The organism is Nonomuraea sp. SYSU D8015 (genome assembly GCF_008065375.1).
Classification (GTDB): Bacteria; Actinomycetota; Actinomycetes; order Streptosporangiales; family Streptosporangiaceae; genus Nonomuraea.
In genome coordinates this window covers 24,515-42,440 of the sequence record NZ_VJYI01000018.1, presented here as the reverse complement: position 1 = coordinate 42,440, position 17,926 = coordinate 24,515, and the positions used below count along the sequence as shown (strand labels likewise).

General features: G+C 74.2%; 17 protein-coding genes and 1 riboswitch. Of the genes, 9 read left to right on the top strand and 8 right to left on the bottom strand.

Annotated features, from left to right (window positions below; translation table 11 throughout):
• The 3 genes from ID574_RS46125 to ID574_RS46115 all read right to left on the bottom strand — a co-directional run bounded on the left by ID574_RS46125 (position 1) and on the right by ID574_RS46115 (position 1,815).
• Entirely contained in the window at positions 1-495 is a 495-nt protein-coding gene (locus ID574_RS46125) for a helix-turn-helix domain-containing protein (protein ID WP_188195410.1), read from the bottom strand.
• Positions 496-556: 61 nt separating this feature from the next.
• A complete protein-coding gene (locus ID574_RS46120) occupies positions 557-1,462 on the bottom strand; it encodes a M48 family metalloprotease (RefSeq protein WP_188195409.1) in 906 nt (301 codons plus the stop codon).
• Positions 1,459-1,815 (bottom strand): BlaI/MecI/CopY family transcriptional regulator, encoded by a 357-nt coding sequence (locus ID574_RS46115; RefSeq protein ID WP_188195408.1) that lies wholly within the window; start codon positions 1,813-1,815, stop codon positions 1,459-1,461. The genes ID574_RS46120 and ID574_RS46115 overlap by 4 nt, the downstream gene beginning before the upstream one ends.
• 255 nt (positions 1,816-2,070) lie before the next feature.
• Here ID574_RS46115 and ID574_RS46110 point away from each other — a divergent pair, with 255 nt between their 5' ends.
• Genes ID574_RS46110 through ID574_RS46085 form a run of 6 tightly spaced genes read left to right on the top strand, consistent with a single transcriptional unit; the run spans position 2,071 to position 7,631 of the window.
• Positions 2,071-2,259 carry a CbtB domain-containing protein gene (locus ID574_RS46110; RefSeq protein ID WP_188195407.1) on the top strand — a complete coding sequence of 63 codons (189 nt, stop codon included), beginning with the start codon at positions 2,071-2,073 and terminating at the stop codon, positions 2,257-2,259.
• A 9-nt stretch (positions 2,260-2,268) separates the two neighbouring features.
• Complete coding sequence (locus ID574_RS46105; RefSeq protein WP_188195406.1) at positions 2,269-2,979, top strand: CbtA family protein; 711 nt, start codon at positions 2,269-2,271, stop codon at positions 2,977-2,979.
• A gap of 5 nt (positions 2,980-2,984) precedes the next feature.
• A complete protein-coding gene (locus ID574_RS46100) occupies positions 2,985-3,554 on the top strand; it encodes a histidine phosphatase family protein (RefSeq protein ID WP_188195405.1) in 570 nt (189 codons plus the stop codon).
• The gene (locus ID574_RS46095; RefSeq protein ID WP_188195404.1) at positions 3,551-5,662 is read left to right on the top strand and encodes a magnesium chelatase subunit D family protein; all 2,112 of its coding nucleotides are present in this window, start codon (positions 3,551-3,553) and stop codon (positions 5,660-5,662) included. Before ID574_RS46100 ends, ID574_RS46095 begins: the two co-directional genes overlap by 4 nt.
• A gap of 5 nt (positions 5,663-5,667) precedes the next feature.
• Complete coding sequence (cobO, locus tag ID574_RS46090) at positions 5,668-6,270, top strand: cob(I)yrinic acid a,c-diamide adenosyltransferase (protein ID WP_188195403.1); 603 nt, start codon at positions 5,668-5,670, stop codon at positions 6,268-6,270.
• Positions 6,271-6,278: 8 nt separating this feature from the next.
• Positions 6,279-7,631 (top strand): cobyrinic acid a,c-diamide synthase CobB, encoded by a 1,353-nt coding sequence (locus ID574_RS46085; protein WP_188195587.1) that lies wholly within the window; start codon positions 6,279-6,281, stop codon positions 7,629-7,631.
• On the opposite strand, the gene cobN is transcribed toward ID574_RS46085, so the two are convergent.
• The gene (cobN, locus tag ID574_RS46080; RefSeq protein ID WP_223167773.1) at positions 7,586-11,179 is read right to left on the bottom strand and encodes a cobaltochelatase subunit CobN; all 3,594 of its coding nucleotides are present in this window, start codon (positions 11,177-11,179) and stop codon (positions 7,586-7,588) included. The genes ID574_RS46085 and cobN overlap by 46 nt on opposite strands.
• Positions 11,180-11,210: 31 nt before the next feature.
• Positions 11,211-11,402, bottom strand: a riboswitch (cobalamin riboswitch).
• A 28-nt stretch (positions 11,403-11,430) separates the two neighbouring features.
• On the opposite strand from cobN, the gene cobG reads away from it, so the two are divergent.
• From cobG to cobJ, 3 genes are read left to right on the top strand one after another with little or no spacing between them, the layout of a single operon-like run.
• Positions 11,431-12,633 (top strand): precorrin-3B synthase, encoded by a 1,203-nt coding sequence (gene cobG / locus ID574_RS46075; RefSeq protein WP_223167772.1) that lies wholly within the window; start codon positions 11,431-11,433, stop codon positions 12,631-12,633.
• Positions 12,630-13,250, top strand: coding sequence for a precorrin-8X methylmutase (locus ID574_RS46070; RefSeq protein ID WP_188195402.1), 621 nt, complete (start codon positions 12,630-12,632; stop codon positions 13,248-13,250). The genes cobG and ID574_RS46070 overlap by 4 nt, the downstream gene beginning before the upstream one ends.
• A 5-nt stretch (positions 13,251-13,255) precedes the next feature.
• The gene (gene cobJ / locus ID574_RS46065; protein ID WP_188195401.1) at positions 13,256-14,737 is read left to right on the top strand and encodes a precorrin-3B C(17)-methyltransferase; all 1,482 of its coding nucleotides are present in this window, start codon (positions 13,256-13,258) and stop codon (positions 14,735-14,737) included.
• Here the strand turns inward: cobJ and ID574_RS46060 are convergent.
• The 4 genes from ID574_RS46060 to ID574_RS60820 form a co-directional block, all read right to left on the bottom strand.
• Positions 14,728-15,468 carry a cobalt-precorrin-6A reductase gene (locus ID574_RS46060; RefSeq protein ID WP_188195400.1) on the bottom strand — a complete coding sequence of 247 codons (741 nt, stop codon included), beginning with the start codon at positions 15,466-15,468 and terminating at the stop codon, positions 14,728-14,730. The two genes, cobJ and ID574_RS46060, sit on opposite strands and share 10 nt — an antisense overlap.
• Before the next feature lie 76 nt (positions 15,469-15,544).
• Positions 15,545-16,288, bottom strand: a complete 744-nt coding sequence (gene cobM / locus ID574_RS46055; protein ID WP_188195399.1) for a precorrin-4 C(11)-methyltransferase — start codon at positions 16,286-16,288, stop codon at positions 15,545-15,547.
• Positions 16,285-17,484 carry a precorrin-6y C5,15-methyltransferase (decarboxylating) subunit CbiE gene (gene cbiE, locus ID574_RS46050; protein WP_223167771.1) on the bottom strand — a complete coding sequence of 400 codons (1,200 nt, stop codon included), beginning with the start codon at positions 17,482-17,484 and terminating at the stop codon, positions 16,285-16,287. Before cbiE ends, cobM begins: the two co-directional genes overlap by 4 nt.
• Positions 17,481-17,867, bottom strand: a complete 387-nt coding sequence (locus ID574_RS60820) for a pyridoxamine 5'-phosphate oxidase family protein (protein WP_223167770.1) — start codon at positions 17,865-17,867, stop codon at positions 17,481-17,483. Before ID574_RS60820 ends, cbiE begins: the two co-directional genes overlap by 4 nt.
• Positions 17,868-17,926 lie beyond the last annotated feature (59 nt).

The following is a 17,926-nucleotide window of genomic DNA, read 5'->3' as shown; positions in this document are numbered from 1 at the left end:
TTAACCTTCCTTGGTTTCCTGGTTGACGTTGCCGTTGCGTGAGGTCGCCGCGTAGGGCTCAAGAGCGGCGAGAAAATCCTCGGGCAGCGGCTGTTCGTCGTCCGGTTCGGAGTCGCGCTGGGGACGGGCGTTCTGGGAGGTCTGCTCGTCCTCGGCGCGCTTCTCCTTGCGGAATGAGTCGTAAATGTCGATCAGCACCTGGCGTTGCCGCTCGGTGAGATGTGAGTCGGCCCTGATGGCGGTGATCACGTCGCTCGGTGGTTCGCGGTCCTCGATGAGGCCCGCCTGCACGTAGAGCGCCTGTGAGGAGATGCGCAGACCTTTGGCGATCTGGTTGAGGATCTCCGCGCTCGGCTTGCGCAGCCCGCGCTCGATCTGGCTGAGGTACGGGTTGGACACCCCGGCGGCCGCGGCGAGCTGGCGCAGCGAGATCTTCGCCTGCTGCCGCTGTTCGCGGATGTATTCACCGATCGAGCCGACCTTGGGTAGTGCCATACCCGTTAGTCTGCCTCCCGCTGCTTGCAATTGCAAACACGGTGATTAACGGTAGCAAGCATCAGAGCTGGATGAACCACAAGAACGGCGCCGCCGTGACCAACATCACAGAAAGCGCCATCAATCCATACCGCATCGGCACGCCCAGCTCCGGAGCCGGCTTGATCAGCCGATCGACCCTGGCCATGACGTTGTGGGCGTGCACGCCCAGCATGCCGTGGGGCGTCGGCATGGCCCCGGCCGTCCCGAACCTGAGCAGCGCCGTGGCCAGGCGCCGCGGCGAGCAGTAGCGGCGGGCACGGTCGTCGGCGGCCATCTCGACGAGCAGCTCCACCTGCGCCTGCGCGTCGGCCACGACCTTCGACCAGGGCAGCGCCCGGCGCAGCGCGGCGAACGGCAGCAGGACCAGGTCGTGGCGCTCGCGTACGTGTGCCGCCTCGTGCGCCAGCACGGCGGCCAGCTCGTCCTGCGACAGCAGCTTGCGCGCGCCCTCGCTCACCACGACCTGCGAGCGCAGACCGGGCACGCAGTAAGCCGCCGCACTCGGGTGGTCGAGCACCCGCACCCCGGGCATGGCGGGGTCGTCGCGGGCGATCAGCGCGAGCAGCATGCGGTGCCGCCGCCGCGCCCGGAGCGCCTGCACGCCGGCCGTGATCAGCACCGCGACCAGCACGGCGAGCGAGGTGATGCCCGCGATCATGGCCAGCACGTGCAACGCGTCCCAGGGGGCGGGCGGCGTCTCGCCCTGCGCGAACGCGATCAGCCCCGGCAGCACGCCGAGGTCGTAGGGGGCGACCGCGTACGCCAGCATGGCGCCGGTCGTCGCCAGGCCCCAGGCCACGCCCAGGGCCTGCCAGAGAATGATGGCCAGCCGGGGCGCGCGTGAGGTCCACCGGGCCGTCGTGAAACGCCAGGAGCCAACCGCGCACGCCATGGCGAGCGCCGCCAGCGCCACTGCCGTGATCACTCTTCCTCCAGCTCCGTGAGGGCTCTGCGCAGGATCTCCGCCTCAGGGCCCGAGACGGCCTGGGCGAAGCGGGTCAGGGCGGCCGACCGGTCGCCCGTCAAGTCCAGGGCTTCAAGCATAAGCTCGGCGATGTACGCGTCGCGGCTTTCCGCCGGCTGATATCTCCATGCGCGACCGTCGCGGGTCCGCTCGAGGAAACCCTTGCGTGTGAGGCGGTCGAGGACGGTCATCACCGTGGTGGGGGCGAGGTCGCGGTCGGCGATCAGCCTTCCGACCTCGCGGGCGGTCAGGGGAGTGCTCTCCGCCCAGAGGATGTCCATGATGCTGCGCTCAAGCTCGCCAAGACCCTTCACGCCCTTCAGGGTAGCTCTACAAAGCGTCGAGCTGATATTCGGGTGCTCGATATCACAGGGTGACCGTCTTGGTCATGTCATTGACGGTATTGGGGGGAAGGGATACGTTTCGGGGGATTTCACGGTTGTCCAAGGGAAATCCGGTGAGATGCCGGTGCGGACGCGCCACTGTATCCGGGACGTCGATCCCGGGAGCCAGGTCGCTTGGCGGCCGTGACCTCACTGCCGGGACGCGTCATCCCTGAGGAGGCCTGTATGAGTGGCCTGTCCACTCCGTCCGCGATTCCCCTTTTCCGCCTGCGACTGTGGCTGCTCGCCGTGCCGGTGCTGCTGCTGGTCGCCTACCTGGTGCTCATGGACAACGGGGCCGTCTCGCAGATGGGCGCCTACCTGCATGAGCTCATGCACGACGGGCGCCACCTGCTCGGCGTGCCCTGCCACTAGGCACCCGTCGTGGTACGAACCCTGCTGGTCAGGGGCCTGCTCCTGGGCCTGCTGGCCGGGCTGATCGCCGGCGCCTTCGCGTTCGCCTTCGGTGAGCCGCGGGTGGAGGGCGCGATCGCGCTGGAGCACGCGACCGGTGCCCATCACGACCACGGCGAGGAGGCGCTCGTCTCCCGGCCGGTCCAGCGGGCCGGGCTCTTCCTGGCCACCGGCCTGTACGGGCTGGCCGTGGGCGGCATCTTCGCCCTCGTGTACGCGGCCCTGCGCGGGCGGGTCGGTCCCCGGTCGGACGGCGGGCTGGCGCTCGCCGCCGCTGGGGCGGCCTTCGCCGCGGTCATCCTCGTACCGTTCCTGAAATATCCCGCCAACCCACCGGCCGTGGGTGACCCCGGCACCATCAACGGCCGGACCCTCCTGTACGTCGTGATGATCGCCGTCGGCCTGGCCGCGACGGCGATCGCCGTCGTCACGGCCCGCCACGTGACCGCAGGGCCCTGGGCCAGGTGGGGCGCGGCCGTCACGGCCTTCCTCGTGCCGGTGGTGGCGGCGTGGTGGCTGTTGCCGGCGATCGACGAGGTGCCCGACGGCTTCCCCGCCACGCTCCTGTGGGAGTTCCGGCTCGCCTCGCTCGGCACGCAGGCGGTCTTCTGGACGGCTCTGGGCGTGCTGTTCGGCTGGGCGAGCGAACGGGCCGCGCGCCGGTCCGCCGCGACGAGTTGAGAGGGGTGCTGTTCGTCCGCCACGCGACCACGCCGGGCATGCGTGCCGCCTGCTTCCCCGGCGGTGACGAGGACGCGGACGCGGCGAGCCTGGCCAGGGCCGCCGCCGTCCTGGCGCCGCTGGCGACCGACTCCGGCGCGGTGGCGTGGGTCGCGCCCTCCGGCGCCGCGCGGCAGACCGCCGCGGCCGCGGGGCTCGTGCAAGACGTGGTCCCGGCCCTCGCGGAGGCCGACTTCGGCCGGTGGCGCGGCCTGCCGTACGGGCAGGTCGCGCGGGAGGAGCCGGACGCGCTGGCGAGCTGGCTCACCGACCCGCACGCCGCCCCGCACGGCGGCGAGAGCCTGGCCGGGCTCGCGGCCCGGGTGGCGGGCTGGCTCGGCACGCTGGAGCCCGCCGGGTGCACGGGGGTCGCCGTCTGCGACGTGGGCGTCATCCGGGCGGTGCTCGGCCACGTGCTGGGGCTCGGCCCCTCCTCTGCCGCACTTTTCGATCTCGCGCCGCTGTCCGTCACCGAACTGGTCGCCACGCGGGACGGCTGGCGGGTCGCGTACGTCAACCGGAAGGCTCTGTCTTGATCGTCACCTATCCGTTCAGCGCGGTCGTCGGGCTCGGCGACCTCAAGCTGGCCCTGGTGCTCAACGCGGTCTCGCCGCGCGTCGGCGGCGTGCTCGTACGCGGGGAGAAGGGCACCGCCAAGTCCACCATCGTGCGCGCGCTGGCCGCACAGCTGCCTGCCGTGACGGTGGTGCCCGGGTGCCGGTTCGCGTGCGATCCCGCCGCTCCGGACGCCGGGTGCCCCGACGGCCCGCACGAGCCGGGGAGCCGGGGGGCGGACCGCCCGGCCGCGCTGGTGGAGCTGCCGGTCGGGGCGTCCGAGGACCGCCTGGTCGGCTCGCTCGACGTGGAGCGGGCGCTGACGGAGGGCGTGAAGGCGTTCGAGCCCGGGCTGCTGGCCGCCGCGCACCGCGGCGTCCTGTACGTGGACGAGGTCAACCTCCTCCACGACCACCTCGTCGACCTGCTGCTCGACGCGGCCGCCATGGGGACCTGCTACGTGGAGCGGGAGTCGGTGTCGGTACGGCACGCCGCCAGGTTCCTGCTGGTGGGGACCATGAACCCGGAGGAGGGCGAGCTGCGGCCGCAGCTGCTGGACAGATTCGGGCTCACCGTCGAGGTGAGGGCGTCCAGGGATCCCGGGGAGCGGGTGGAGGTGGTGCGGCGGCGGCTCGCCTTCGACGCCGACCCCGAGGCGTTCGCGGCCCGGTGGACGGCCGAGGAGTCGGCGCTGGCGGCCCGGATCGCCCAGGCTCGTGGGCGGGTGTCCGGGGTGCGCCTCCCGGACGCGCGGCTGCGGCAGATCGCCACGGTTTGCGCCGCCTTCGAGGTGGACGGCCTGCGCGCCGACCTGGTCACGGCGAACGCCGCCATCGCGCACGCGGCCTGGCAGGGGCGGGACGTCGTGACCACCGACGACGTACGCGCGGCGGCCCGCCTGTCGCTGCCGCACCGGCGCAGGCGTGACCCGTTCGACGCACCTGGGCTGGACGAGGCGCTGCTGGACGAGCTGCTGGCGAGCACGTCAGGAGATGAGGACCCCGAAGGTGGGGGTTCCGGCCCTGACGGGGACGGCTCCCCCGGCGGCGCTCCACCAGGCCGGGCACCGGACGGACAGGGGTCCGGCCCCGCGGCGGACGGCGGCGGGCGGGCTTCGGACGGCACGGCGCCGGGGCGGTCGCCGGACGTCGAGGAGCCGGCGGGACGCGCGGCCGAACGATCCCCGGACGGCGGCCGGCGCGCGCCGGAGCCGCCCTCCCCACCTGGGGCACCGGTCGCCGACGGCGTCCGGTTCCGAGCCGTGCCCGAGGGCGCGGGTGAGGGGCCGGGCCGGGTGGCCGCGGCGGGGGCGCCGTACCGGGTGCCGTTGATCCAGGTGCCCGGGCTCGGTGAAGGGGCCGCGGGGCGGCGCTCCAGGGCGCGTACCGAGCGCGGGAGGGCGATCGGGGCGCGGCGGCCGGCCGGGCGGGTGCGGGAGGTGCATCTGCCGGCGACGTTGCGGGCCGCGGCGCCGTACCAGGCGGTGCGCGGCCGGACCGGGCCCGGGCTGGTGCTGCGCGGGGACGATCTGCGTGAGGTGGTGCGGGAGGGCAGGGAAGGCAACCTCGTGCTGTTCGTGGTGGACGCGAGCGGCTCGATGGCCGCCCGCAGGCGGATGACCGCGGTCAAGACCGCCGTGCTCAGCCTGCTGCTCGACGCCTACCAGCGGCGCGACAAGATCGGCCTGGTCACCTTCAGAGGCGCGACGGCCGAGCTGGCGCTGCCGCCGACCTCGTCGGTGGAGGCGGGCGCGGCCAGGCTGCGCTCGCTGCCGAGCGGGGGCCGTACGCCCCTCGCGGCGGGGCTCGCGCGGGCGGCCGAGGTGCTGCGCGTGGAGCGGATGCGTGATCCGGCCAGGCGGCCGCTGCTCGTGCTGGTGACCGACGGGCGCGCGACGGCGGGCGGCGACGTGGATCGGGCCGCTGCCCTGCTGGACGGCACCGCGAGCGTGGTCGTGGACTGCGAGAGCGGGCCGGTCAGGCTCGGCCTGGCGGTGCGGCTGGCCGCCCGGCTCCGGGCCCGGCTCGTCTCACTCGACGATCTCTCCGATCTGGGCTCGGTCGTACGCGATCACAGGAAGGCGGTCTGATCACCATGCCGCAGGGCAAGCCCGCCGTCGTGCCCGACGACGGCCTCACGACCCGGCAGCGCCGTACGCGGCCGCTGCTGATCGTCCACACCGGGCCGGGCAAGGGGAAGTCGACGGCCGCCTTCGGGATGGCGTTGAGGGCGTGGAACCAGGGATGGCCGATCGGCGTGTTCCAGTTCGTGAAGTCGGCGAAGTGGCGCATCGGCGAGGAGCGGGCGCTCAAGGTGCTCGGCGGCACGGGCGAGGGCGGCTCGGTGACCTGGCACAAGATGGGCGAGGGCTGGTCCTGGATCCGGCGGCCGGGCGCCGAGGACGATCACGCGGCCGACGCCCGTGAGGGGTGGGAGCAGATCAAACGCGATCTGGCGGCCGAGACGTACCGGTTCTACGTGCTGGACGAGTTCACGTACCCGCTGAAGTGGGGCTGGGTGGATCTGGACGACGTGCTGGAGACGCTCACCGGGCGGCCCGGCAACCAGCACGTGGTGATCACGGGCAGGGACGCGCCCGCGCGGCTGGTGGAGGCGGCTGACCTGGTGACGGAGATGGGCAAGGTGCGCCATCCCATGGACGCCGGGCAGAAGGGTCAGAAGGGCATCGAGTGGTAGTTCCGCGGCTGGTCATCGCCGCGCCGTCGTCGGGCAGCGGCAAGACGACCGTGGCCACCGGACTGATGGCGGCGCTCCGGGCGCGCGGGCTGAAGGTCTCGCCGCACAAGGTGGGGCCCGACTACATCGACCCCGGCTACCACGCGCTCGCCGCCGGGCGGCCCGGGCGCAACCTGGACCCGTGGCTGGTGGGCGAGGAACGCGTGCGCCCGCTCTTCCTGCACGGCGCGGCCGGGTGCGACGTGGCGGTGGTCGAAGGCGTGATGGGGTTGTTCGACGGCAAGGGGGACGGTGATCTCGCCTCGACGGCGCACGTCGCCCGGTTGCTGGACGCGCCGGTGGTGCTCGTCGTGGACGCCGCGCGGCAGAGCCGGTCGGTGGCGGCCGTGGTGCACGGGTTCGCCACGTTCGATCCGCGCGTACGGGTGGGCGGGGTGGTGCTCAACCGGGTGGGCTCGGACCGGCACGAGGCGCTGTGCCGGGCCGCGCTGGCCTCGGTGGGCGTGCCCGTGCTCGGCGCCATCCGGCGCGACGACGCCGTCTCCACGCCCTCGCGCCATCTGGGGCTGGTGCCCGCGGCGGAGCGGGAGACCGAGGCGGTACGCGCGGTAGAGCGGCTCGGCGCCCTGGTGGGGCGCTCCTGCGACCTCGACGGGCTGATGCGGCTGGCGGCCTCGGCGCCTCCGCTCGCGGGAGTGGCCTGGGATCCGGCGCGTGAGACCGGAGTGGCCTGGGATCCGGCGCGGGAGACCGGACGCATCGAGGACGGCGCCGTCGTGGCGGTGGCCGGTGGGGCGGCGTTCACGTTCGGGTACGCCGAGCACGTCGAGCTGCTGCGGGCCGCGGGCGCGGACGTGGCGACCTTCGACCCGCTGCGCGACGAGAAGCTGCCGGACGGGACGGCCGCGCTGGTGATCGGCGGCGGCTTCCCCGAGATGTACGCCGCCGAGCTGGCCGCCAACGAGCCGCTGCGCACGCGGGTGGCCTCCTTCGGCGGGCCGATCGCCGCCGAGTGCGCCGGCCTCCTCTACCTGTGCGAGGAACTGGACGGCCGCCGCATGTGCGGGCGGGTACCGGGCCGGGCGCGGATGACCGGCAGGCTCACGCTCGGGTACCGGGACGCCGTCGCACTCAAGGACTCGCCCTTGACGCGGGCGGGGGAGCGCTTCCGGGGCCACGAGTTCCACCGCACCGTGGTGGAGCAGGCGGGCGAGCCCCTGTTCCAGTGGCAGGACGGCGGCACGGACGGCTACGGCGGCCCGCTGGTCACCGCGTCCTACCTGCATCTCCACTGGGCCGGGACGCCGGCCCTCGCTCACCGGCTGGTGTCGTCCTCCAGGTCGCCCTCCGTCTTGAGGTAGGCCTCCTGCAGGCCCCGCAGGACGTCCGGGTCGGGGTGCTCCCACATGCCGCGCTCGGCGGCCTCGAGGAGGCGTTCGGCGATGCCGTGCAGCGCCCACGGGTTCGAGCGGTTCAGGAACTCCTGGTTGACGGGATCGAGCACGTACGTCTCGGCGAGCTTGTCGTACATCCAGTCGGCCATCACACCCGTCGTGGCGTCGTAGCCGAACAGGTAGTCTACGGTCGCGGCCAGCTCGAAGGCGCCCTTGTAGCCGTGCCGCCGCATCGCCTCCAGCCATCGCGGGTTGACGACCCTGGCACGGAAGATCCGCGAGGTCTCCTCCGACAGGGTGCGGGTGCGGACGGCGTCGGGCCGGGTGCTGTCGCCGACGTACGCGGCCGGGCTCCGGCCGGTGAGCGCGCGGACGGTGGCGATCATGCCGCCGTGGTACTGGAAGTAGTCGTCGGAGTCGGCGATGTCGTGTTCGCGCGTGTCGACGTTCTTGGCGGCCACGGCGATCCTGCGGTAGGCGTCCTCCATCTGGGGGCGGGCGGCCACGCCGTCGAGGTCGCGGCCGTAGGCGAAGCCGCCCCAAACCGCGTAGACCTCGGCCAGGTCGGCGTCGTCGCGCCAGTTGCGGCTGTCGATCAGCGGCAGCAGCCCGGCCCCGTACGCGCCCGGCGCGGAGCCGAAGATCCGCATTGTCGCGTGGCGCTCGTCGCCGCCGGTCGCCGCCACATGCGCGCGGACGTAGTTGTCCTCGTGCGGCTCGTCGAGCCCGGCGGCCAGTCGTACGGCGTCGTCCAGCATGGCCACCACGTGCGGGAACGCGTCGCGGAAGAACCCGCTGATGCGGACCGTCACGTCGACGCGCGGCCGGCCCAGCTCCGCGAGCGGGATCGGCTCCAGGCGCGTGACCCGGCGCGACGCCTCGTCCCATTCGGGGCGGATGCCGAGCAGGGCCAGCACCTCGGCCACGTCGTCGCCCGCCGTGCGCATGGCGCTGGTGCCCCAGACGGACAGCCCGACCGAGCGCGGCCAGTCGCCCGTGTCGGCGCGGTAGCGCTCCAGCAGCGATTCCGCCATCGCCTGGCCCGTCTCCCAGGCGAGGCGGCTGGGCACCGCGCGTGGATCGACCGAGTAGAAGTTGCGGCCGGTCGGCAGCACGTTGATCAGGCCGCGCAGCGGCGAGCCGCTCGGCCCCGCCGGGACGTAGCCGCCGTCCAGGGCGTGCAGCACGTGGTCGAGCTCGTCAGTGGTCCGGGCCAGGCGCGGGACGATCTCGGTGGCGGCGAAGACCAGGATCCGCGTCACGAGCTCCACCCGCTCGCCGGCGCCGAGGACCATCCGTGCCACCTGCGGTGCGGCCTCCGCCGCCCAGCCGCGCTCCTCCATCCCCTCCACCAGGGCGCGGGCGGTCGCCTCCGCCCTGTCCACGGCCGCCGTCCCCGCCATGCCGTCCTCGGCCAGGCCGAGGGCCTCACGCAGGCCGGGCAGGGTCTCGCGGCCCGACCACATCTGCCGCGCCCGCAGCATCGCCAGCACCAGGTCCACCCGGACCGAGCCGACCGGCGCCTGCCCGAGCACGTGCAGGCCGTCGCGGATCTGCGCGTCCTTCACCTCGCACAGCCACCCGTCCACGTGCAGCAGGAAGTCGTCGAACTCGGCGTCGTGCGGCCGGTCCGCCAGCCCCAGGTCGTGATCGAGCCGTGCCGCCTGGATCAGCGTCCAGATCTGCGCCCGGATGGCCGGCAGCTTGGCCGGGTCCATGGCCGCGATCGTGGCGTGCTCGTCCAGGAGCTGCTCCAGCCGGGCGATGTCGCCGTACGTCTCGGCCCGCGCCATCGGCGGCACCATGTGGTCCACCAGAACCGCGTGCGCCCGGCGCTTGGCCTGCGTGCCCTCGCCCGGGTCGTTCACCAGGAACGGGTAGATCAGCGGCAGGTCCCCGATGGCCGCGTCGGTGCCGCAGGAAGCCGACATGCCGGCCGACTTGCCCGGCAGCCACTCCAGGTTGCCGTGTTTGCCCACGTGCACCATGGCGTGCGCGCCGAAGTCGGCCGACAGCCAGCGGTAGGCGGCCAGGTAGTGATGGCTCGGCGGCAGATCGGGGTCGTGGTAGATCGCGATGGGGTTGTCGCCGAAGCCGCGCGGCGGCTGCACCATGACCACCAGGTTCCCGGCCCGCAGCGCGGCCAGGACGATGTCGTCGTCGTGGACGAACAGCTCGCCGGGCGGCGGCCCCCAGTGCCGCTCGATCGCCTCCCGCAGGTCCTCGGGGAGCGTACGGTACCACTGCTCGTAGGAGGCGGCGGAGATGCGTACCGGATTGCCCGCCAGGTGCTCCTCGGTGAGCCAGTCCTGGTCCTGGCCGCCTGCCGCGATCAGCGCGTGGATGAGCGCGTCGCCGTCCTGCTCGGCCACGCCGGGGAAGCCCTCGCCCAGGTCGTGGCCCGCCTCGGCGAGGCGGGCCAGCAGGCGCACGGTGCTGGCGGGGGTGTCCAGGCCGACGGCGTTGCCGACGCGGGAGTGCTTGGTCGGGTACGCCGACAACATCACCACCAGCCGCCGCTCGGCCGGCGGGATGTGCCGCAGGAGCCCGTGGCGTACGGCGATGCCCGCCACCCGAGCCGCCCGCTCCGGATCGGCCACGTAGACGGTCAGCCCGTCCTGGTCGATCTCCTTGAACGAGAACGGCACCGTGATGATCCGCCCGTCGAACTCCGGGATCGCCACCTGCGAGGCGGCGTCCAGCGGCGACAGGCCGTCGTCGTCCTCCTCCCAGGCCCGCCGGCCGGTGGTCAGGCAGAGCCCCTGCAGGATCGGCACGTCGAGCGCGGCGAGCGCGCCCACGTCCCACGCCTCGTCGTCGCCGCCCGCGCCCGCGGTGGCCGGACGCGAGCCGCCCGCCGCCAGAACGGTCACCACCAGCGCGTCGGCGGCCCGCAGCGTGTCGAGCAGCTCGGGCTCGGCGGTCCGTAACGAGGAGCAGAACACCGGCAGCGCCTGCCCGCCCGCGTCCTCGACGGCGGCGCACAGCGCCTCGACGAAGGCCGTGTTGCCCGCCATGTGATGCGCCCGGTAGTAGAGCACACCGATCACCGGCCCATTGTGCGACCGGGCCTCGCGCTCCAGCAGCCCCCAGGTCGGTGTGGGGGCGGGCGGCGCGAAGCCGCGCCCGGTCAGCAGGACGGTGTCCGACAGGAAGGCGTGCAGCTCGGCCAGGTTCGCCGGCCCGCCGTGCGCCAGGTACGCGTGCGCGTCGGCGCAGACGCCGCCGCTCACCGTGGACAGCTCCATCAGCTCGGCGTCCGGCGCCTGCTCGCCGCCCAGCACCACGACCGGCCGGGGGCCGGCCAGCAGCGCGTCGAGCCCTTCCTCCCAGGCCCGGCGACCGCCGAGCAGACGTACCACGACCAGGTCCGCGCCCTCCAGCAGAGCGGGCAGGTCGTCGGGGACCAGCCGGGCGGGATTGCCCAGGCGGTAGGCCGCGCCGCTCGCGCGGGCGCTCAACAGGTCGGTGTCGGAGGTCGAGAGCAGCAGGACGGTACGGCTGTCCGCGGGCACGGCGCAATCCTCCCTCGGGGTCCTCGCCCCGGTAGCGGGTGTCGCGGCGGCAGGAGTCTCCTGGCTCCCGGATCGCCGCTCACCCCGGCCTTCCCGCCCGTCGCCGGGCAGTGGCCTGCGGTGGGGGTCGCTCCCCGGTCACAGTGGCGGGACCGCGCCGGTTTCGCACCGGCTTCCTCCCTTTGCCATCGCTTACCGAGGAGCCTACGACAGGAGAGACCCGCGACAGAACTGGCGTTAGCATCCTGATCGTGCCCATAGCCGACATATCTGGACCTGCCGGACGCCAGCGCGCCGACGCCTGCCCGGGCGCGCTCCAGGTCCACGAGGCCGCCGACGGGCCGCTGGCCCGCGTCCGCCTGCCCGGCGGGGCGATCTCCACCGGGCAACTCCGCGAGCTCGCGTCGTGCGCCGCGAACCTGGGCTCCGGTGTGATCGAGCTGACGTCGAGGGCGAACGTTCAGGTGCGGGGGCTCCGGTCGCCGACCGCCTTCGCCGGGCGGATCGCCGCGGCGGGGCTGCTGCCGTCGGCGGCGCACGAGCGGGTACGCAACATCGTCGCCTCGCCGCTCGGCGGGCGCGCCGGCGGCCTGCTGGACACGCAGCCCGTGGTGGAGGCCCTGGACCTGGCCTTGTGCGCGCGTCCCCGGCTGGCGGAGCTGCCTGGACGGTTCTTGTTCGCAGTGGACGACGGCACGGGGGACATGCTGGGACTGGGCGCTGATGTCGCGTATGTGCCGGTGGCCGCGGGTGGACGGCTGCTGCTGGCCGGCCGGGACGCCGGGCCGGCGATACCTGTGGGATCGGCGGTCGCGCAAATGATCGCCGCCGCCGAGGCATTCCTCGACGAGCGCGAACGCGGGCTCGCCGACCGCGACCGGACGGCGTGGCGGATCGCGGAGCTGGAGGACGGACCCGCCCGCATCGCCGCCCGGCTGTGCGTCCCCGAGGCCGGCCCCGCCGTGCCACAGCGCCAGGAAGAGCGGGCGGCACCTGTTCAACGGGCGGGGCGCGTCGAGCAGCGGGACGGGCACGTGGCGCTGGAGGCTGTGGTGCCGCTCGGCCGGTTGTCCGCCGCCCAGGCCCACGCCATCGCCGACGCGGCCGGCGCACGGGAGGCCGTGCCCGTGCGGTTCACCCCGTGGCGGACCGTCGTACTGCTGGACCTGACACCCACGGCAGCGGATCGGGCGGCGCGGATGCTGGCGGACGCCGGGCTGGTGACCGACCCGGGATCGCCCTGGGTCGGGGTGAGTGCCTGCACCGGCCGCCCCGGATGTGCGAAATCCCTGGCCGACGTGCAGGAGGACGCGCGGCGGTGGGTGGCGGCCCTGGACGGCCCGCCCGCGACCCCCGTGCACTGGGCCGGATGCGAGCGGCGATGCGGGCTCCCGCGCGGCCGGGTCGTCCAGATGGTGGCCACCGCCACCGGATACGAGGAAAGGCGCCAGTGACCGACTACATCCGCGACGGGGCCGAGATCTACCGGCGCTCGTTCGCGACCATCCGCGCCGAGACCGACCTCACCGGGATGCCCCCGGACGTGGCCCAGGTCGCGGTACGGATGATCCACGCCTGCGGCATGACCGACCTCGTGGCGGACCTCGACTGGTCGCCGCAGGTCGTCACGGAGGCGCGCAAGGCCATGCGCGCGGGCGCGCCCATCCTGTGCGACGCCATGATGGTCGCCTCCGGCGTGACCAGACGGAGGCTGCCGGCCGGCAACGACGTCGTCTGCACCCTCCGGGATCCCCGCGTGCCCGAGCTGGCCGAACGCCTCGGCACCACGCGCAGCGCCGCCGCACTCGAGCTGTGGCGCGACCGCCTGGACGGCGCGGTGGTGGCCGTCGGCAACGCCCCGACCGCGCTGTTCCGGCTGCTCGAACTGGTCGCCGAGGGCGCCGGCAGGCCGGCGGCGGTGCTCGGCGTGCCGGTCGGCTTCATCGGCGCGGCCGAGTCCAAGCGGGCCCTGGCGGACAGCGGCCTGGAATACCTGGTGGTGCACGGGCGCCGCGGCGGCAGTGCGATGACGGCGGCGGCGGTCAACGCCATCGCGAGTGAGACGGAGTGAGGGCGATGACGGGACGGCTGTACGGGGTGGGACTGGGCCCGGGGGACCCGGAGCTGGTCACGGTCAAGACGGCCCGGCTGATCGGCGAGGCGGACGTGATCGCGTACCACGCCGCCAGGCACGGTCGCAGCATCGCCCGATCCATCGCGCTGCCGTACATGCGGGAGGGCCAGATCGAGGAGCTCCTGCTCTACCCGCTCACCACGGAGACCACCGACCACCCCGGCGGCTACCAGGGCGCGCTCGACGACTTCTACGCCGACTGCGCAGAACGCCTGGCCGCCCACCTGGACGCGGGCCGGACCGTGGTCGTGCTGAGCGAGGGCGACCCGCTGTTCTACGGCTCGTACATGCACATGCACAAGCGGCTCGCCCACCGCTACCCGACGGAGGTGGTGCCCGGCGTGACCTCGGTGAGCGCCGCCTCCGCCGTCCTGGGGCGGCCGCTGGTGGAGCGGGACGAGGTGCTCACCGTGCTGCCCGGCACGCTGCCCGCCGAGGTGCTGGCCGAGCGGCTCCGCGCCACCGATTCGGCCGCGGTGCTGAAGCTGGGCAGGACGTTCGAGAAGGTACGCGACGCCCTGGCCGAGGCCGGGCGGCTGGACGACGCCTGGTACGTCGAGCGCGCCACCATGGGTGCCGAGCGCGTCGCGCCGCTCAAGGACGTGGACGCCGACGGCGTTCCGTACTTCTCGCTGGCCCTGCTCGCCAGCCCGGCCGAACGCACCTTCGTCCCCGAGCCCCCGCCGGCCGAGACCCAGGGGGAGGTGGTCGTCGTCGGCCTCGGCCCGGCCGGGCGGCCATGGCTCACACCGGAGGCGCAGGAGGCCCTCGCCGCGGCCACCGACCTGGTCGGCTACGGCCCGTACGTGGACCGCGTGGCGCCGAACCCGCGCCAGCGCCGCCACCGCACCGACAACCGGGTCGAGGCCGAGCGCGCCCGGCACGCGCTGGAGCTGGCCAGGGCAGGCGCCCGGGTGGCCGTGGTGTCGTCCGGCGACCCCGGCGTGTTCGCCATGGCCAGCGCCGTGCTGGAGGAGGCGGCGGCCGGCTTCCCCGACGTGCCGGTGCGGATCGTGCCGGGGCTGACCGCGGCCCAGGCGGTGGCCGGCAGGGTCGGCGCGCCGCTCGGTCACGACTACTGCGTGCTGTCGCTGTCCGACCTGCTCAAGCCGTGGGAGGTGGTGGCCGACCGGCTGGCCGCCGCGGCCCGGGCGGACCTGGTGCTGGCGCTGTACAACCCGGCCTCGCGCAGCCGTACGTGGCAGCTCGCCGCGGCCCGCGACATCCTGCTCGAACACCGCGACCCCGCCACACCCGTGGTGATCGGGCGCGACGTCGGCGGCCCCGAGGAGCGCGTCACCGTCACCACGCTCGGCGAGCTGGACACCTCGGAGGTGGACATGCGCTGCCTGCTGATCATCGGATCCTCGACGACGAAGGTGACCGATCGCGGCGTCGTCTACACGCCGCGCCGCTACCCCTGAGCCCAGTCGGCCGCGGCCGCCACGGTGTCCACCAGGCGGACGCCCGGCGGCAGCGCCGGCCGGTTCACCATGATCACCGGTAGTCCGAGCTCGCGGGCGGCGACGAGCTTGGCGGCGGTCATCCGGCCACCGCTGTCCTTGGTGACCAGCACCTCCAGGCGGTGCTCGCGGATGAGGGCCGTCTCGCCCTCGACGGTGTACGGGCCGCGGTCGAGCAGCACGTGGACGTTGTCCGGGACCGGCGGCTCGGGCGGGTCCACCGACCTGGCCAGCAGCCACACCCCGGGCAGCCCGGTGAAGACAGGCAGGCTGCGGCGCCCGGTGGTGAGGAACACCCGCGTCGGGGCACCCGGGGCGCGCAGCCGGTCCGCGGCCTCGCGCAGGGAGCCGACCCGCTGCCAGGCGTCGCCCGGCCCCTCCTGCCAGCCCGGGCGGCGCAGCACCAGCAGCGGCACGCCCGTCCGCGCCGCCGCCTCGGCCGCCGACGCGGTCATGCGCTGCGCGAAGGGGTGGGTGGCGTCCACCACGGCGTCGATCCGCTCGCCGACCAGGAAGGCCGCCAGCCCGTCCGGCCCGCCGAACCCGCCCTCCCGCACCTCGCCGACCGGCAGCCGCGGGTTGCTGACCCGTCCGGCCAGCGACGACACGACGTGGACGCCGGGGTCGGCGGCCAGCTCGGCCGCCAGCGCCCGCGCCTCGGCCGTGCCGCCCAGGATCAGGACCCGCCTCACGCCACGGCCCCGTCCACGCCTGTGACCCGCCTCATGCCACGATCCCGCACGCCGCCACCAGGACCGTCCGTCCTCCTCATGTACGGGCCCTTTCAGCGCTGTAGAGGTGACTGTCGGGGAACTGCGTCGCCGACAGCACCCGCCCGACGACGATCACCGCCGTACGCCGGATCCCCGCCTCGTGCACCTTCGCCGCGATGTCCGCCAGAGTGCCGCGCAGGACGACCTCGTCGGCCCGGCTCGCCCGCGCGACCACCGCGACCGGGCAGTCGGCCCCGTACGACGGCAGCAGCTCCGCCACCACCGCGTCGATCCGCTGCACAGCCAGGTGCAGCACCATCGTGGCCCGGCTCGCGCCCAGCGTGGTGAGGTCCTCGCCGTCCGGCATGGGCGTGGCCCGCGCCGACGTGCGCGTCAGGATGACCGTCTGCCCGACGCCCGGCACGGTCAGCTCCCTGCCCAGCGCGGCCGCGGCCGCGGCGAACGCCGGAACACCCGGCACCACTTCGTACGGCACCCCCAGCGCGTCCAACCGGCGCATCTGCTCGGCCACGGCGCTGAACACCGACGGATCGCCCGAATGCAGCCGGGCCACGTCCAGCCCGGCCCGATGCGCGGCGAGCAGCTCAGCCACGATCTCGTCGAGTGTCAGGTTGGCCGTGTCCACCAGTCTGGCCCCCGCCGGGCACGACTCCAGCAGTTCCCGGGGCACCAGCGAGCCGGCGTACAGGCACACCGGCGACGACTCCAGCCGCCGCAGCCCGCGCAGCGTGATCAGGTCCGCGGCCCCGGGGCCCGCCCCGATGAAGTACACGGTCACGGCTCGTCCTCCCTGGTGATCGACCACACGGTCACGGGCATCGCGGCCCGCCATCCGGTGAACCCGCCGACCGGCGAGGCCCGCTGCACGGCCAGGCGCACCAGATCGCCGCCGAGCCTGGCGTACCACCCGGCGAGCACGGACTCCGACTCCACGGTGACGGCGTTCACCACGAGCCTGCCTCCCGGGCGCAGCGCGGCCCAGCAGGTCTCCAGCATCCCGGGCACGGTGGCGCCCCCGCCGACGAACACGGCGTCCGGAGTGGGCAGGCCCTCCAGCGCCGCCGGCGCCCGGCCCCCCACGACCCGCAGCGTCGGCACACCGAGCCGCTCGGCGTTGCGGCGGACGGCGGCGGCCCGGTCGGCCCGGCTCTCGATCGCCACGGCGGTGTTCGACGGGTGGCTGCGCATCCACTCGATCGCGATGCTCCCCGCGCCCGCGCCCACGTCCCAGAGCAGCTCCCCGGGCAGCGGGGCGAGCCGCGCCAGGCTGACGGCCCTCACTTCGCGCTTGGTGAGCTGCCCGTCGTGCTCGAACGCCGCGTCCGGCAGCCCGGGAACGCGGGGGAGCGGCTCGGCTCCCGGCCCCGCCACGCACTCGACGGCGATCACGGTCAAGGCGGGCGCGGAGTCGCCGGCCCATGTCCCGGCCGTCGCCGCCTGGACCGACTCCGACGCCGCGCCCAGGTCCGACAGGACCGTCATCGGGCTCGGCCCGTACCCGAGCCCGGTCACCATCCCCGCCACGAAAGACGGGACGCCGCCGAGCACGAGCACCCGCCGCCCCGGAAGGATCGCCGCGTTCAGAACGGCCGCAGGACGCCCGACCAGGCTCACCACGTCCACCTGCTCCACCGGCCACCCCAGCCGGGCGCACGCCAGCGACAGCGACGACAGATGTGGGATCACCCGGACCCTCGCCGCCCCGAGCAGCCGCACCAGCGTGGAGCCGATGCCGTAGAACATCGGATCCCCGCTGGCCAGCACGCACACCGCGCGCCCGGCGTACCGCTCCATGAGCCCCGGCAGCGCCGGCAGCAGCGGCGACGGCCACGTCACGCGCTCGGCGGGGGAGGCGGGCACGAGGTCGAGCTGCCGGGCGGAGCCCATCAGCACCTCCGCCGCCTCGAGCGCGCGCCGCGCCTCGGCGGAGAGCGAGTCCCAGCCGTCCGCCCCGATGCCGACGACGGTGATCACACGTTGCCCAGGACGCGCGTCACCTGGATCTCCACGACGACCCGGAACGGGTTGGGCCGGGGCGGCTTGTAGCGGGCGGCGTAGCGGCGTTCGGCGTCGGCGACCTGCTCGGGCTCGGTACGCAGCACGGCCCGCCCCTCCAGGGTCGACCACCACCGCCCGTCCACCTGGCAGAGCGCCACCAGTGCGCCCGAGGCGCCGATGAGCCTGGCCTTGTACGAGGTCCCCGACGTGATCACCCGGGCGATGCCGGTCTCCAGGTCCAGGGTCGCGCCGACCGGCACCACATGCGGCGGTCCGGCGGGACGGGCGGTGGAGAGCGTGCACAGGTGCCGTTCCTGCCAGAACGCGGCGAACGCGGCGCCCTGCTCGACCAGGTTCACAGATCTCCTCGGGTTTCCTGAGGGTGATTTGGGAGGCAATATCGTATATCTGCGGTTCT